Below are 14,897 nucleotides of genomic sequence, written 5' to 3'. Positions count from 1 at the left end.
TCCTCAGTTCCTCAGTTCCTCAGTTCCTCAGTTCCTCAGTTCCTCAGTTCCTCAGTTCCTCAGTTCCTCAGTTCCTCTATGTCTACTATTGTTATCAAAAAATGATTAACTGTAGGGAATATCTGACATGGTTGTAGGGTGTTTCTGCAATGCATTCGGATTAATGGAAATATCACTTAATATAATAAGTAAGTATTTGATTTTTATATAAATATATTGTTTTCAAGGATGTTTTGTAAGTTTGCATCTCCCATCGGATGCTGTACATTTAACTTATTCAAAGGGAACTCAAGGATTGAGACGCACACAGAAGTGCAGCAAAGCTTGGAGCTTTGTCGGATATTAGGATAAGAGCTCGGAAAGCTCATAGATGGATTTTCAGGATTTTCAAACTCGATGGATAGAGTTTAAGAGCCAAGGTGTGGCAGGTTACGGATTGACGGCGATGGAGTCGCAAACTCATGGATAGAGCGCTTTAATGGATTAAAGCAATAAACGGGCAGCTTAGGTTGCCCTTTTCTTTGCCTGTTACTCAGGTAAAGGCATAAAAAAGCAGCCATAGGCTGCTTTTTTGGTTTTTGCTAACTGGCTTATCGTTCTAGGTGCTCAAGCTTGTCTTCTACACCGTCCCATTCAGCCGCATCAGGAAGCGCATCCTTCTGCTCTGTGATGTTTGGCCAGATCAACGCTAGTTCTTGGTTTAGCTCAACGAATACTTCTTGACCTTCTGGCAGTTCATCTTCAGAGAAGATTGCACCTGCAGGGCACTCAGGCTCACACAAAGCACAATCAATACACTCATCAGGGTTGATAGCTAGAAAGTTTGGGCCTTCGTAAAAACAGTCAACAGGGCAGACTTCTACGCAGTCTGTATATTTACAACGAATACAATTGTCAGTGACGATGAAAGCCATTCGACTTCTCCTAGAATCAGTTCAAAATTTTGCCAGTATTTTAGAGGCATTGCCTGTTTAGCGGCAAGAGGCAATTGTCAGTACCTCTAAATTTTCTGGTATTAGCTTATGCTACTACAGCTCGCTTTTCAGTTTATACAATAGATTAAGTGCTTCTAGAGGCGTTGTGTTGTCTAAATCTACCCCTGCTATTGCCTCTTTTAGCTGGCTCGCATCATATGTTGCAAATAAATCCGCTTGCATGGGGGCGCTTGGACGTATTTCAGGTGTTGCAAGTGGCGAAGCGCTTTCTTCTATATGCTGAGGCGTAGATGTTTCCGAGCCCCCTAGATGGATACGTTCACCTTCCAATTCTCCTAACTTCTGTCTAGCGTCGATAATGACACTTCTTGGAACGCCGGCTAATTGTGCTACTTGCAAACCATAAGACTGGCTTGCTGGGCCTTCGTGGACTTGATGCATAAAGACGATCTCATCTTCATATTCTGAAGCGGTTAAGTGTACGTTTGCTGCATTTGGTAAGCGGTCCGCTAAAGTTGTTAATTCGAAGTAGTGTGTAGCGAAAAGTACATAACTGCCAAGTTGATTTGCCAGGTATTCTACGGCTGACCATGCCAAAGAGAGACCATCAAAGGTACTGGTACCACGGCCTACTTCATCCATTAGAACCAAGCTGTCTTTGGTGGCGTTGTTTAAAATATTTGCAGTTTCAGTCATTTCCACCATGAAGGTCGAACGTCCGCCTGCCAAATCATCGGAGGACCCCATGCGGGTGAAAATACGATCAACGACTGAGATGGATGCTGATTCAGCCGGTACAAAGCTACCAGTATGTGCTAGCAATGTAATGATGGCAATTTGACGCATGTAGGTCGATTTACCACCCATGTTTGGGCCTGTGATCATCAGCAAGCTGCGCTCTTGATGCAGATTAAGATCATTAGGTATGAAAGGATCGGAGATCACCGCTTCGACCACAGGGTGTCGGCCCGCTTGAATATTCACACCTCCACGGTTATGAACCTCTGGGCAGCAGAAGCCTAGTCGGTTCGCTCGTTCGGCAAAACAAGTCAATACATCCAATTGAGCTACAGCTTGGCTGGCAGTTTGTAATGGTCCTAAAATCTCGTTCAGCTTATCCAGCAATTGCTCATAAAGTTGTTTTTCACGAGCCAACGCTTTGGATTTTGCGCTGAGTGCTTTGTCTTCAAATTCTTTTAGTTCTGGCGTGATAAAGCGTTCGGCATTTTTGAGAGTTTGCCGGCGTACGTATTCCGCTGGCGCGAGGTCTGAATGCAATCGGCTGATTTCAATGTAATAGCCGTGTACGCGGTTATAACCTACTTTTAATGAGGAAATGCCAGTACGCTCTTTTTCTCGACGCTCAACCTCGGCTAAATAATCAGTGGCATTGCTAGACAATGAAATCAGCTCATCCAGCTCCTCATCATAGCCTTGCGCCATCACACCGCCATCGCGAATGACGGAAGGAGGGTTTTCCACAATGGCACGTTGCAACTCTTTGGTCAGTTCTGGTTGTTCGATAAGGCGATCGTACAGTTGTGCGAGGCGGCCTTCAGTAGTGCTGCATCCATGAATTAATCCACGCAGTTCAGGTACTGTTTCCAGTGCCCAGCGTAGGCGGACCAAATCTCTGGGGCGAGCAGAGCGTAGGGCGACACGAGATAGAATACGTTCCATGTCTCCAATGCTTTTAATGGTGCTTTGCAGTGACTCAAACAAGAAGTTTTCCATCAGTACATGTGTTGCTGTTTGACGGCTATTAATCTCATTTAGGTCACGAATCGGTGTATGTAGCCAGCGCTTTAATAGGCGTGAGCCCATAGGCGTGGCACAGCTGTCGATAACGCTCATCAGGGTGTTACTGGCACTGCCATTTAGATTTTGATCGATTTCGAGGTTACGTCGCGTCGCGCCATCAATTAAAACAGTGTCGTCTCTTTGTTCAACGCTGATCGACTGAATATGAGGTAGTGCTGAGCGCTGAGTGTCTTTGGCATACTGTAACAGCGCTCCAGCCGAAGCAATGGCAGCGGTAAATGCTTCACAACCGAAGCCTGACAGGTCTTTGGTGTTAAATTGTTGAATCAGTTGACGATAGCTGGATTCGTAGTCAAAGTGCCAAGGGCCGAGTTCACTAACCCCGCGTTCAAGTGTAATCAAATCGCGCGCAGGGAAGTCTTCAGAAAGTAGAATTTCCTTAGGTGTGAGGCGTTGTAGTTCGCTGACTAACGCTTCATGGCCGTCTACTTCAAAGACGCAAAAGCGGCCGCTGGCCATATCAAGATAGGAAAAACCAAAGACGTCTAAACCTTTACGTTGTATATGTGCGACAGATAGTAGTAAGTTTTCACGCTTTTCTTCTAGGAACGCTTCATCACTGATGGTGCCTGGTGTCACAATGCGTGCGATTTTACGGTCTACGGGGCCCTTACTTGTGGCAGGATCACCGACTTGTTCAGCAATGGCAACAGACTCGCCCATACGAACTAAGCGGGCAATGTAGTTTTCTGCCGCGTGAAAGGGGATGCCCGCCATTGGAATAGGTTTACCACCTGAGTGACCGCGTGCAGTGAGCGTAATATCTAACAACTCGGCGGCTCGTTTGGCGTCGTCATAGAACAACTCATAAAAGTCGCCCATGCGATAAAACAGCATCTGATTGGGGTGCTGAGATTTGAGGCCAAAATATTGGCGCATCATGGGGGTATGGTTGTCTTTATCTGATTGGCTCATGCGAGTGCTCACGTTGTATGGATGAAACAGGGTCGTTATTCTAAGGCATAATTTATTGATATTTAAGGGAACGCAATGGTTCAAGAGAAATTCCTTAAAGACTTGGTTAAACAAGTCGCGAAACGTCTGACCGAACGTCAGTATCAGTTAGTAACCGCAGAGTCATGTACGGGCGGTCTAATTGGCGCGTATTGTACTGAGATAGCGGGCAGCTCACGCTGGTTTTTTGGCGGAGTGATCAGTTATGCCAATGAAGCCAAAATGGCAGCCTTAGATGTGTCAGAATCAACACTTAATACCGAAGGCGCTGTCAGTGCATCAACTGTACGCCAGATGTGTGCTGGCGCGTTGGCTCTGGGAGGAAACGTGGCAGTTGCTGTCAGTGGTGTGGCGGGACCAAGTGGCGGTAGTCTCGAAAAGCCGGTTGGGTGTGTCTATATTGCTTGGCAGGTCAAAGGGCAAAAAGTAATTGTAGAGCGTTGCCAGTTTGAAGGTACACGTCGTGCGATTCGTCGAGAGGCGCTGGCACGTGCGCTAGAAGGTATTTTAGAAACGACTGTATAAAAATCTGTGTTTTTATACAGTATTTTCTTGAGCGTTTTTTTAAAACGCGCTACATTAAGCTCAGTTTAAATCTACGGATACATTACCAGTTAGGATTGAAATATGGCTAGCACGGCAGACAACAAGAAAAAAGCGTTAGACGCAGCGCTTTCCCAAATCGAGCGTCAGTTTGGTAAAGGCGCCATCATGAAAATGGGTGAAGGTGCGAAATTAGACATCGAAACCGTTTCGACCGGTTCGCTTGGGTTAGACATCGCTTTGGGTGCTGGTGGTCTACCATTCGGCCGTATTTGTGAAATTTACGGGCCGGAGTCGTCTGGTAAAACAACTCTGACGTTGAGTGTGATTGCTGAAGCTCAAAAACAAGGTAAAACTTGTGCGTTTATCGATGCAGAGCATGCATTGGATCCCTCTTACGCAGAGAAGCTTGGTGTAAACATCGCTGATTTGTTGGTATCTCAACCAGATACTGGTGAGCAAGCGCTAGAAATTTGTGACATGTTGGTACGTTCAAACAGTGTCGATGTAATTATCGTTGACTCCGTTGCGGCCTTAGTGCCTAAGTCAGAGATTGAAGGTGAGATGGGCGATTCTTCTGTTGGTGTACAAGCTCGTTTACTATCGCAAGCAATGCGTAAGCTAACAGGTTCGATTAAACATGCTAACTGTCTTGTAGTATTCATCAACCAAATTCGTATGAAGATCGGCGTCATGTTTGGTTCTCCGGAAACGACAACAGGTGGTAACGCGCTGAAATTCTACAGCTCAGTACGTTTAGACATTCGTCGTATTGGCTCTGTAAAGCAGGGCGATGAAGTTATTGGTAATGAAACGCGTGTTAAAGTGGTGAAAAATAAGATTGCACCGCCGTTTAAACAAGCAGAGTTCCAAATTATGTATGGTGCGGGTATTTACCGCATGGGTGAGATTATTGATTTAGGTGTGAAACAAGGTTTCATTGATAAATCAGGTGCTTGGTATGCATACGGTGGCAACAAAATTGGCCAAGGTAAAGCAAATGCCGCGCAATATCTAGCGGATAACCCAGCCATAGCGCAAGAAGTCGAGTCGATGATTCGTGAAGAGTTGTTGGCTAAGAAAAAGAAACCAGATGAAGCAGCTGAAGAATTAGCGGCCGAGACTGAAAAGCTAGACATCTAGTGTTAAAGCGAAATTTATAAAAGCAGCCAATTGGCTGCTTTTTTTTGCACTGAATGTTAAAAATAGTAAGAGCTATGGAGTCTATAAAAATTAACCACTACTCTATGTAGAAGCGTTATTTTTATTGAAGGTGTATAGGATGACATTTTTTGTACTGCTTATTATTGCAACGGCAGTGTCCACCGTAATGCTACTTGGCAGTGTATGGTGGTATTGGCGTATCAAAAAACAACTCGAAAATGAACCAGCAGACAATGATGAGCCGCAGGATGCTCCTGAGTTAAATGATACCGAGATGGTCAGCAGAGGTTCCGTTGAAGTTTCAGTGAAAGATGCGTGGTTGGATTTAATAGACCAACAGATAGACTTATGTAACGAGCTATTAACGACTCAAAATGACAATGAAAACGAAGATCTTACACTTCGTTGCTGGCAAACATTTTTAGAAGTTGAGCGAACTCTTATTCAAGACGGTAATGCAAATGTGGCCGACTATTTGGATAAGTTCGAATTCGTATTGGAGCGTTTAAAACAGGCTCAAGAAATTGATGCGTTACTCAAACAGTTGTCGGTGAGCAATCAGCTGTTGAAACAATTGAATAAAGTGATTCAAAAAACGGGCGATGCGGCATTTGAGCAAATGAACACGACTGCAAACTTGAATTTAAAGCTTGATGGTTTGCAAGATAAGTTACATGAAGAGCTTGAGTTGGACCAAGAGTTAGCTGATGTTCGTGCACAACTTGCAAGTCTGCATGAGTTTGCCGAGCGCTTAAAACAAGAAATGGACTCTAAGAGCGATCATGATGAAGAATATTTAGATAACTTATCTGAATTTTTAGGCAGTGCTTCATCAGAAAGTTTCCTCGCCCCCATTAAAAATGAATTAGACGATAAGATAGCAGAGCTACAAAGCTTGGCAGACTACCGTACCCAGACCATTAATGAGTTAAAAGAACGTCTTAAAAGTAAACGTGTATCAACGGATGATAGGCATGTACATATGGCTGAATATGACATTGCATTTGCCAAAATGGAAAAGAGTTTGCTAGAAAGTAATAAGGTGATTAAAGCACTTGAGCAGAAACTAGAAAGCCTTCAAACCATAAAATATAACTTAAATGTAGATGTTCGGAAGCGTGAGGAAGAGTTAAAAGCCAAGGATGCGAAGCTACGAGAATCAGGAGCTGATGTACCAATACGTGCACAGGAGTCATTGGCGCGTGAGCAAGATTCTGTCAACGCCATTGCAGACTTTATGGATAAGGTACCTTTATCTCCAGAATATTCAGATTTTGAAGCGGAGCAAAGTGTTAAGCTAGCTTCGCTACAAGAACTGGTTAATGAATCTGAGCTGTACGTTAATGTATTAGAGCGAGACTTAGAGAAAGCCAAACTTGAGCATGATGAGCTGACTGCGCGTTTGGAAAGTGCTGAAGAGGTGCCTCTAGTATTGTCATCACAAGAAAAAGAAGAGCTTGAGAACTTACGTGAGATCAACTCAGAATTAGAGAGTGAGAAAATAAGCTTAATTGAGCAGCTATCAGTGAATTCAGAGGATACTGAAGCCGTGCAGGAGCTACAACAAAAAATAAAAGAACTTGATATGAAAATAGAAACAGTTCAAGTGAACTACGTCAATATGGAAGAACGCTATCTTAATTCATTAATGTCTTAGACATCTTCACTGAATTCGATTGCGTACTTTACCTCGTCAAAGCTAAAGCCACGGTATACAAGATAGCGTGTTTGTTTCGCTTTAGCTTTAAAGTCTCGTTCCGGCGCATCACCAAATTTGCGTTGTTTGAGCTCCAAAGCAAGCTCAAACCAATCTGCCTCTAGGCTTGCAATGGCTTGTTTTGCCAATTCATCACCAATGCCCTTCATCCTGAGTTCATTCATTATGCGCTGTTTGCCAAGAGGCTTAGACGCTCTGCTGCGACTAAATGCCTCAGCGAAACGTTGATCACTTAGATAGTTTAACTCTGTTAGATAAAGCAGTGTTTGATCAATTGTTTCGGATTCATATCCTTTACGAAAAAGCTTCTGCTGAAGTTCTTTTGTCGAATGCTCGCGTGCGCCTAAAAGCCATAAAGCATAATTTTTTGCGTCTAGTTCAGCCATGGTTCTCTACAGAAAAAAGAAAAGTCATTATAACTGAAAATATTGCTTAGTGTTTTGGTGTAATAAGCTGTGCAAATAGAAAAAATCATTTTTATAATCTTTGTATTTATTAAATTACAGTGAGAAAAACTGCAAATGATCTGTAAAAATAGTCGATAGTTCTATTTTAGAGGTCTGCTATGAAAGTGTGTATTTTAGGTGCGGGTGTTATTGGTTTGACGTCTGCTTATTATCTTGCCAAGAAAGGCATGCAGGTGACAGTAATTGATCGTCAATCGGATGTGGCAATGGAGGCAAGCTTTGCTAATGCGGGTCAGGTGTCTCCGGGTTATTCTGCGCCGTGGGCAGCACCTGGGGTGCCACTCAAAGCAGTAAAGTGGTTGTTTCAAAAATACGCGCCTCTGAAAATCAGCCCTGAGCTAGAGCTTAAGAAAGTGGCATGGATGTCCAAAATGCTTCGCAACTGTACGGCATCGGCTTATAACACTAATAAATCTCGTATGATGGCTTTGGCAGAATACAGTCGTGATTGCTTCATTGATCTTCGAAAAGACATTGGTATTTCATACGATGATGGACAAGGCGGCACTTTGCAGCTATTTCGATCTGACGCGCAAGTTGATGGCGCGCAAAAAGACATTAACGTTCTGAAGTCTTTAGGTGTTTCTCATGAAGTATTAACACCAGCTGAAATTCTGACAGTTGAGCCGGGGTTAGCGCCTTCGATCGATAAGTTTAAAGGTGGACTACGTTTGACGGGCGATGAAACAGGAGATTGCTTCATGTTTTGCCAAGCTTTAAAAAAGCAGTGCGAAAGCATGGGGGTGACGTTCGTGTTTAATACGAGTGTTGAAAAGCTAGTCGTGGAACAGTCACATATTAAGGCGATTAAGACACAGGACGATACGATAGAGTGCGATCAATTATTGATCTGTCTTGGTAGTTATTCAAAAGAAATGCTGAAAGCGATTGGTGTAGACGTGCCTATTTATCCGGTAAAAGGGTATTCGCTAACGGTGCCCATCAGTGATCCTAATTTTGCTCCCGTTTCTACGATCATGGATGAAACCTATAAAGTAGCGGTTACGCGTTTAGGCGATCGTATTCGTGCGGCTGGTACTGCAGAGTTAGCAGGGTATAATCTTGATCTACCCAAAGTTCGAACGGATACCATTACTCATGTTGTGGGGGATGTTTTCCCGCAGGGCGCTGATCTTAGCCAGGCTGAATATTGGACCGGATTACGTCCGATGACGCCAGACGGTACCCCTATTATTGGTGAAACCCCCATTAATGGTCTGTATCTGAATACAGGGCACGGCACGCTTGGGTGGACTATGAGTTGCGGCTCAGCAGCCGTTATTGCTGATATCATGGCAGGTGAAAAGACGGAGATTGATTCGTCTGACCTAGCCGTTAAACGTTATGCAAATTAAGGGGCAGAAATGTCAAGGCCACTTACAGCGACCGTCGACTTAGAGGCGATCCTGTCAAATTATCGTTATGCAAAACAGCTTCATCCATCGTGTAAAGCGTTTGCCGTTGTGAAAAGTAATGCCTACGGTCATGGTGCCGTTCGCGTTGCGCAGTATTTAGAGGGCGACGCGGATGCCTTTGCAGTTGCGACCATTGAAGAGGCATTAGAGCTTCGTGAAGCAGGTATTGAAGCACCTATTATGCTGCTTGAAGGTGTTTTTGAAGCGTCGGAATGGGCATTATGTCATGAACATGGCTTTTGGACTGCATTAGAAAATACGATGCAGCTTGAAAGCTTGTTGGAACTTGGACAAAGCATTGAAAAAGTATTTGTAAAACTTGATACTGGCATGCACCGACTGGGCGTCACTAAAGATGTGGCGAATGAGTACATACAGCGTCTTCGTGACAGTGGTTTGGTTGATGAAGTCTTGCTGATGACGCACTTTTCTTGTGCTGATGACCTTGCTGATCTGACGACAATGAAGCAGTTAACGTACTTTGAACAGGCCCGTCAATCTATTGGTGGGACAGTTGAAGCCAGTGTGGCCAATTCCGCCGCCATCATGAAATGGAGTGTTCCAGAGGGGGGGTGGATCCGCCCAGGTATCATGCTGTACGGTATTTCTCCGTTTGCTGAGCTAAGTGGGATAGAGTTAGGTTTGAAACCTGCTATGGCGTTAACATCTAAAGTGATCTCTGTGCGAACGGTTGCGGCAGGTGAAAAGGTCGGTTACGGTGCAACTTATATTGCAGAGGACGATCATCAATTAGCAACCATCGCGGTGGGGTATGGTGATGGTTATCCCCGCGCAGCGGATAATGGCACCCCCATGCTGATAAAAGGAAAAGCGGCTGAATTAGCGGGCCGAGTGTCAATGGATATGATTACCGCTCGTTTAGTACAGGATGGCAGTTCTACTTTAGCCATTGGTGATGATGTTGTGCTGTGGGGTGATGGTGTGCCGGTAGAGAAAGTGGCGTACTGGTCTGAAACCATTGGCTATGAACTGGTAACCCGCATGACCACTCGACCTAAAATGATCTATGTAGAGGCTGATTAGCCCCATTATCCCTTCCTTTGTTTCATTTGATGCTCTCAAACGAGCATCAAATGCTCATATATGATCAAAAAGTAATGAAATTCATTTTTTAGGTTTTGATCAACTACGCTGTTTCCGTGTACTATTTTCTACCTTTCTAAAGCACTGTAACGGTCTACTTAAAGACGGTCGTGCTGTTTTTATTCGCCAGATATTTATAGAGATAGAGTCTCATCCAATTATGAAGAGTTCTGAATTACGCCAATCATTTTTGTCTTTCTTTGAAAGCAAGCAGCATCAGATCGTGGAATCCAGTTCGCTGGTTCCTGGTAATGACCCAACGTTATTGTTTACTAACGCCGGTATGGTGCAATTCAAAGATGTTTTTTTGGGGGCTGACAAGCGCCCATACACCCGAGCGACGACATCGCAGCGTTGTGTGCGTGCCGGTGGTAAGCACAATGACCTTGAAAACGTAGGTTACACTGCACGTCACCACACATTCTTTGAAATGTTAGGTAACTTCAGTTTTGGTGACTACTTCAAAGAAGAGGCTATTTCATTTGCGTGGGAATTCTTGACTGGAGTTCTTGGCCTACCAAAAGATAAGTTGTTGGTAACGGTCTACGCAGAAGATGATGAAGCGTTCGGCATTTGGAAAGATCAAATTGGTGTTCCGGAAGATAGAATCATCCGTATTGGTGATAACAAAGGCGCTCGTTATGCGTCTGATAACTTCTGGGCGATGGGCGACACCGGGCCTTGTGGGCCTTGTACTGAAGTATTTTATGATCACGGTGAGCACATTTGGGGTGGGCCTCCTGGTACACCTGAAGAAGATGGCGACCGTTTTATCGAAATTTGGAACGTCGTATTCATGCAGTATAACCGTTCAGCAGATGGCACAATGGCAAACCTACCTAAGCCTTCAGTTGATACAGGCATGGGACTTGAGCGTATTGCTGCGATTTTGCAGGGTGTTCACAGTAACTATGAAATCGATTTGTTCCAAAATCTAATCAAAGCCTCTGCCATGGCAGTGGGTACTGAAGATTTCGCGTCTCAGTCACTACGGGTTATTGCCGATCACATTCGTTCATGTTCATTCATGATCGTTGATGGGGTAGTGCCGTCAAATGAAGGTCGTGGTTACGTATTGCGCCGTATTATTCGTCGTGCTGTACGTCATGGTAATAAGCTAGGTCAGAAACAGCCATTCTTCCATAAATTGGTGGAAGCGCTGGATGTCGAAATGGGTGAAGCTTACCCAGAGTTACGTAAGCTAAAAGACCGTGTCGCTTCTATTTTACTGAAAGAAGAAGAGCAGTTTGCAAAAACACTCGATCAAGGTATGCGTATTCTTGAGGAGGCGATTGCTAATCTAGGTGATAGTAAAACGATTCCAGGTGAGACGATCTTTAAATTGTACGATACGTTCGGTTTCCCTGCGGACTTAACGAATGATGTTGCACGTGAAGCAGGTCTTGAAATCGATGAAGAAGGCTTTGAAAAAGCGATGGATGAGCAGCGTGCTCGTGCTCGTTCAGCAAGCAACTTCACCATGGATATGTCTGGTTCAGTAGACGTTGACGGTCAAACGGAATTTACCGGTTACACTTACCTAGAAGGGCAAAGCCCAGTTGAGCAAATTTTGGTCGACGGCGAGCCGGTTGATGTATTGCAAGAAGGTCAAATAGGTCTTGTCGTACTGACTGAGACACCTTTTTACGGTGAGTCTGGTGGACAAGCAGGCGATCAAGGTTGGTTGCGTGGTCCTGCGGCGGTGAAAGTATCGAATACTACGAAGCAAGGTAAGGTACATCTACACCATGTTGAAGTACGTGAAGGTTCGCTAAAAGTTGGCGATGTTGTGACCACAGAAGTGGATCGTTCATTACGTAATGCAACGGCGCTTAATCACTCGGCAACCCATTTATTACATGAAGCGTTGCGTCGTGTTTTAGGTGATCATGTATTGCAGAAAGGTTCTTTGGTTAATGCTGAACGCCTTCGTTTTGACTTTTCTCACTTTGAAGGGTTAACGGCTGCTGAGCTTGAGCAAATCGAAGATATCGTCAACGAGCAAGTGCGCCTGAACCACGAAACGATTACCGAAGTCATGGATATCGAAGCGGCCAAAGCGAAAGGCGCGCATGCTCTTTTTGGTGAGAAATACGAAGCGCAAGTACGTGTTCTAACAATGGGTTCTGATTACTCGATTGAATTGTGTGGTGGCACTCACGTTAAGCGTACAGGTGACATTGGTTTATTCAAAATTGTAACTGAAAGCGGTATTGCGGCAGGTGTTCGTCGTATTGAAGCGTTGACTGGTAAAGCGGCCATCGATGCAACACGTCATACAGAGTCTTCTTTGTCGCAAATCGCCGGTTTGTTTAAAGCCAGCAAAGAAGTGGCGTTTGATAAAGTTGTAACGTTGAATGATCAAGCTCGTGCGTTGCAAAAAGAAGTCGATTTGTTAAAAGGCAAGTTGGCGGCCCAAGCGGGTGCGGACTTAGCGTCTCAAGCGGTTGATATCAATGGCGGTAAGTTGTTGGTCGCGCAAGTTGAAATCGACGATCCAAAAGGTCTGCGTGATTTATTGGATGAGTTGAAAAGTAAGCTAGAGTCTGCTGTGGTTTTGCTAGCGGCGAATAACGACGGCAAAGTAAGCTTGATTGCAGGTGTGACAAAAGAGTTAACGTCTAAAGTTAAAGCGGGCGACCTGATCAAAATGGCGGCCCCTTACGTTGATGGTCGTGGTGGCGGTAGACCGGATATGGCTCAAGCGGGTGGTAGTAAGCCTGAAGGTATTGCCGAAGTGCTGGCTCTTGTTCCGGACTGGGTCAACGAACGAGTATAGTGTGACGCGCCCCTCTGGGGCGCTTTTTATTTGGGATGACGTAATATGGCATTGTTAGTTCAAAAATATGGTGGCACCTCGGTCGGCTCGATTGAGCGTATCGAAGCGGTGGCTGATCGTGTCTTGAAACATAAGCAACAAGGGGACGATATCGTCGTAGTGGTTTCTGCGATGAGTGGAGAAACCAACCGTCTAATTGGCTTGGCAAAGAGTATTCAGGCGACTCCTGATGCCCGCGAAATGGATGTGCTGCTATCGACAGGAGAGCAGGTAACCATTGCTTTGTTGAGTATGGCGCTCATGAAGCGTGGTTTGAAGGCGAAGTCTTATACTGGCAGCCAGGTTCGTATTACAACCGATAATTCACACGGTAAGGCTCGTATTCAAGATATTGATACAGACGCGATGCGTTCTGATTTAGATGATGGGACAGTGTTGGTTGTTGCCGGCTTTCAGGGGGCTGATGAGTTTGGCAATATTACCACACTAGGTCGCGGTGGTTCAGATACCACTGGTGTGGCTTTGGCGGCGGCGCTGAAAGCCGATGAATGTCAGATTTACACCGATGTTGATGGGGTTTATACCACTGACCCTCGAGTGGTTGACAGTGCCAGGCGCTTAGAGAAAATTACGTTTGAAGAAATGCTTGAAATGGCAAGCCTAGGCTCAAAGGTGCTGCAAATTCGTTCTGTTGAGTTTGCGGGTAAATATCAAGTTCCATTGCGTGTGTTGTCCAGTTTTAAAGAAGGTGATGGCACGCTAATTACGACTGATGGAGAGAACACTATGGAACAGCCAGCTGTATCTGGTATCGCATTTAATCGAGATGAAGCAAAGTTAACACTAAAAGGTGTACCTGATGTACCAGGTGTTGCGTCAAAGATTCTTGGCCCTGTAAGTGAAGCGAACGTTGAAGTGGATATGATTGTCCAAAACGTATCAATGGACGGCACTACAGACTTTACGTTTACAGTACATCGTAATGATTACGATAAAGCACTGAATATATTGCATGGTGTGGCAAAAGACCTGAATGCGAAAGAAGTGTTGTCAGATGACAAGATTGCGAAAGTATCAATCGTAGGGGTTGGGATGCGTTCGCATGCGGGTGTTGCCACCAATATGTTTAAAACTTTGGCGGATGAGTCGATTAATATTCAACTTATCTCCACATCTGAAATCAAAGTATCTGTCATAATTGATGAGAAATACATGGAATTGGCAGTACGTTCATTACATTCGGCCTTTAAGCTTAACGAACCTAATACGGGTGTTAGCGAAGCGTAACACTTTGATACAAGTTCAATGCTTTGATGTATGGATTCGAAGGTAGAGAGCAGCTACAATTCACCTTGTAAGGAAATCCCTACAAGAGGGTAGGGGGTTTCTGATATCTCACAAGGATTTTTAAGGAGAAGTGTTATGCTTATTTTGACTCGCCGTGTTGGTGAAACTCTAATGGTTGGTGATGAAGTATCAGTGACTGTGCTGGGCGTAAAAGGCAACCAAGTACGTATTGGTATCAATGCACCAAAAGATGTTTCTGTTCACCGTGAAGAGATCTATCTTCGCATTCAGAAAGAGCAAGATGAACAAGATACAGAAAATTAAACTTTTTTCAAAAAAAGCCTTTACATAACAACTGGTGTCTCTATAATACGCCGCACTTGTTACGGAGAGTTGGCCGAGTGGCCGAAGGCGCTCCCCTGCTAAGGGAGTATGGGGTGAAACTCATCGAGGGTTCGAATCCCTCACTCTCCGCCATTTTAAATGCGCATCCGTAGCTCAGCTGGATAGAGTACTCGGCTACGAACCGAGCGGTCGGAGGTTCGAATCCTCCCGGATGCACCATTTAGCTTGAGTAAAGCAAGAATAAATTAGCTAATGCTATCCTGTTAGTTAATCGTAAATAGTTTAGATATATGCATCCGTAGCTCAGCTGGATAGAGTACTCGGCTACGAACCGAGCGGTCGGAGGTTCGAATCCTCCCGGATGCA

Annotated in this window: 11 protein-coding genes and 3 tRNA genes; 11 read left to right on the top strand and 3 right to left on the bottom strand. The window is 44.7% G+C overall.

What is annotated here, in order from left to right:
- Positions 1–590: 590 nt before the first annotated feature.
- On the bottom strand, positions 591–914 hold the full coding sequence (gene fdxA / locus AYW75_RS18340) for a ferredoxin FdxA (RefSeq protein WP_067033709.1): 324 nt from the start codon (positions 912–914) through the stop codon (positions 591–593).
- 114 nt (positions 915–1,028) lie between these two features.
- Positions 1,029–3,671 carry a DNA mismatch repair protein MutS gene (gene mutS / locus AYW75_RS18335; RefSeq protein ID WP_067102692.1) on the bottom strand — a complete coding sequence of 881 codons (2,643 nt, stop codon included), beginning with the start codon at positions 3,669–3,671 and terminating at the stop codon, positions 1,029–1,031.
- A 75-nt stretch (positions 3,672–3,746) separates the two neighbouring features.
- On the opposite strand from mutS, the gene AYW75_RS18330 reads away from it, so the two are divergent.
- The 3 genes from AYW75_RS18330 to AYW75_RS18320 all read left to right on the top strand — a co-directional run bounded on the left by AYW75_RS18330 (position 3,747) and on the right by AYW75_RS18320 (position 7,074).
- Positions 3,747–4,235 (top strand): CinA family protein, encoded by a 489-nt coding sequence (locus AYW75_RS18330; protein WP_067102689.1) that lies wholly within the window; start codon positions 3,747–3,749, stop codon positions 4,233–4,235.
- A 102-nt stretch (positions 4,236–4,337) separates the two neighbouring features.
- Positions 4,338–5,396 (top strand): recombinase RecA, encoded by a 1,059-nt coding sequence (gene recA, locus AYW75_RS18325; RefSeq protein WP_067102686.1) that lies wholly within the window; start codon positions 4,338–4,340, stop codon positions 5,394–5,396.
- 139 nt (positions 5,397–5,535) lie between these two features.
- A complete protein-coding gene (locus tag AYW75_RS18320; protein WP_067102683.1) occupies positions 5,536–7,074 on the top strand; it encodes a hypothetical protein in 1,539 nt (512 codons plus the stop codon).
- Here the strand turns inward: AYW75_RS18320 and AYW75_RS18315 are convergent.
- A complete protein-coding gene (locus AYW75_RS18315) occupies positions 7,071–7,520 on the bottom strand; it encodes a regulatory protein RecX (RefSeq protein WP_067102680.1) in 450 nt (149 codons plus the stop codon). The genes AYW75_RS18320 and AYW75_RS18315 overlap by 4 nt on opposite strands.
- A gap of 179 nt (positions 7,521–7,699) precedes the next feature.
- Between AYW75_RS18315 and AYW75_RS18310 the strand changes: the two genes are divergently transcribed.
- The 8 genes from AYW75_RS18310 to AYW75_RS18275 all read left to right on the top strand — a co-directional run bounded on the left by AYW75_RS18310 (position 7,700) and on the right by AYW75_RS18275 (position 14,897).
- Positions 7,700–8,956 (top strand): D-amino acid dehydrogenase, encoded by a 1,257-nt coding sequence (locus AYW75_RS18310; RefSeq protein ID WP_067102676.1) that lies wholly within the window; start codon positions 7,700–7,702, stop codon positions 8,954–8,956.
- 9 nt (positions 8,957–8,965) lie between these two features.
- Positions 8,966–10,060: an alanine racemase gene (gene alr / locus AYW75_RS18305; protein ID WP_067102673.1), complete on the top strand. Its 1,095-nt coding sequence runs from the start codon at positions 8,966–8,968 to the stop codon at positions 10,058–10,060.
- 220 nt (positions 10,061–10,280) lie between these two features.
- A complete protein-coding gene (gene alaS / locus AYW75_RS18300; protein ID WP_067102670.1) occupies positions 10,281–12,899 on the top strand; it encodes an alanine--tRNA ligase in 2,619 nt (872 codons plus the stop codon).
- Positions 12,900–12,944: 45 nt separating this feature from the next.
- On the top strand, positions 12,945–14,186 hold the full coding sequence (locus AYW75_RS18295; RefSeq protein WP_067102667.1) for an aspartate kinase: 1,242 nt from the start codon (positions 12,945–12,947) through the stop codon (positions 14,184–14,186).
- A 135-nt stretch (positions 14,187–14,321) separates the two neighbouring features.
- Positions 14,322–14,510 carry a carbon storage regulator CsrA gene (gene csrA, locus AYW75_RS18290; RefSeq protein ID WP_067033731.1) on the top strand — a complete coding sequence of 63 codons (189 nt, stop codon included), beginning with the start codon at positions 14,322–14,324 and terminating at the stop codon, positions 14,508–14,510.
- Between the two features lie 63 nt (positions 14,511–14,573).
- A tRNA-Ser gene (locus tag AYW75_RS18285) sits at positions 14,574–14,663 on the top strand.
- 10 nt (positions 14,664–14,673) lie between these two features.
- Positions 14,674–14,750, top strand: a tRNA-Arg gene (locus AYW75_RS18280).
- Between the two features lie 73 nt (positions 14,751–14,823).
- Positions 14,824–14,897: transfer RNA gene (locus AYW75_RS18275), tRNA-Arg, on the top strand.

The organism is Marinomonas atlantica, from assembly GCF_001639725.1.
GTDB lineage: Bacteria > Pseudomonadota > Gammaproteobacteria > Pseudomonadales > Marinomonadaceae > Marinomonas > Marinomonas atlantica.
The sequence above is the reverse complement of the archived record's forward strand: the minus strand, read 5'-3'. Positions and strand labels throughout refer to the sequence as shown.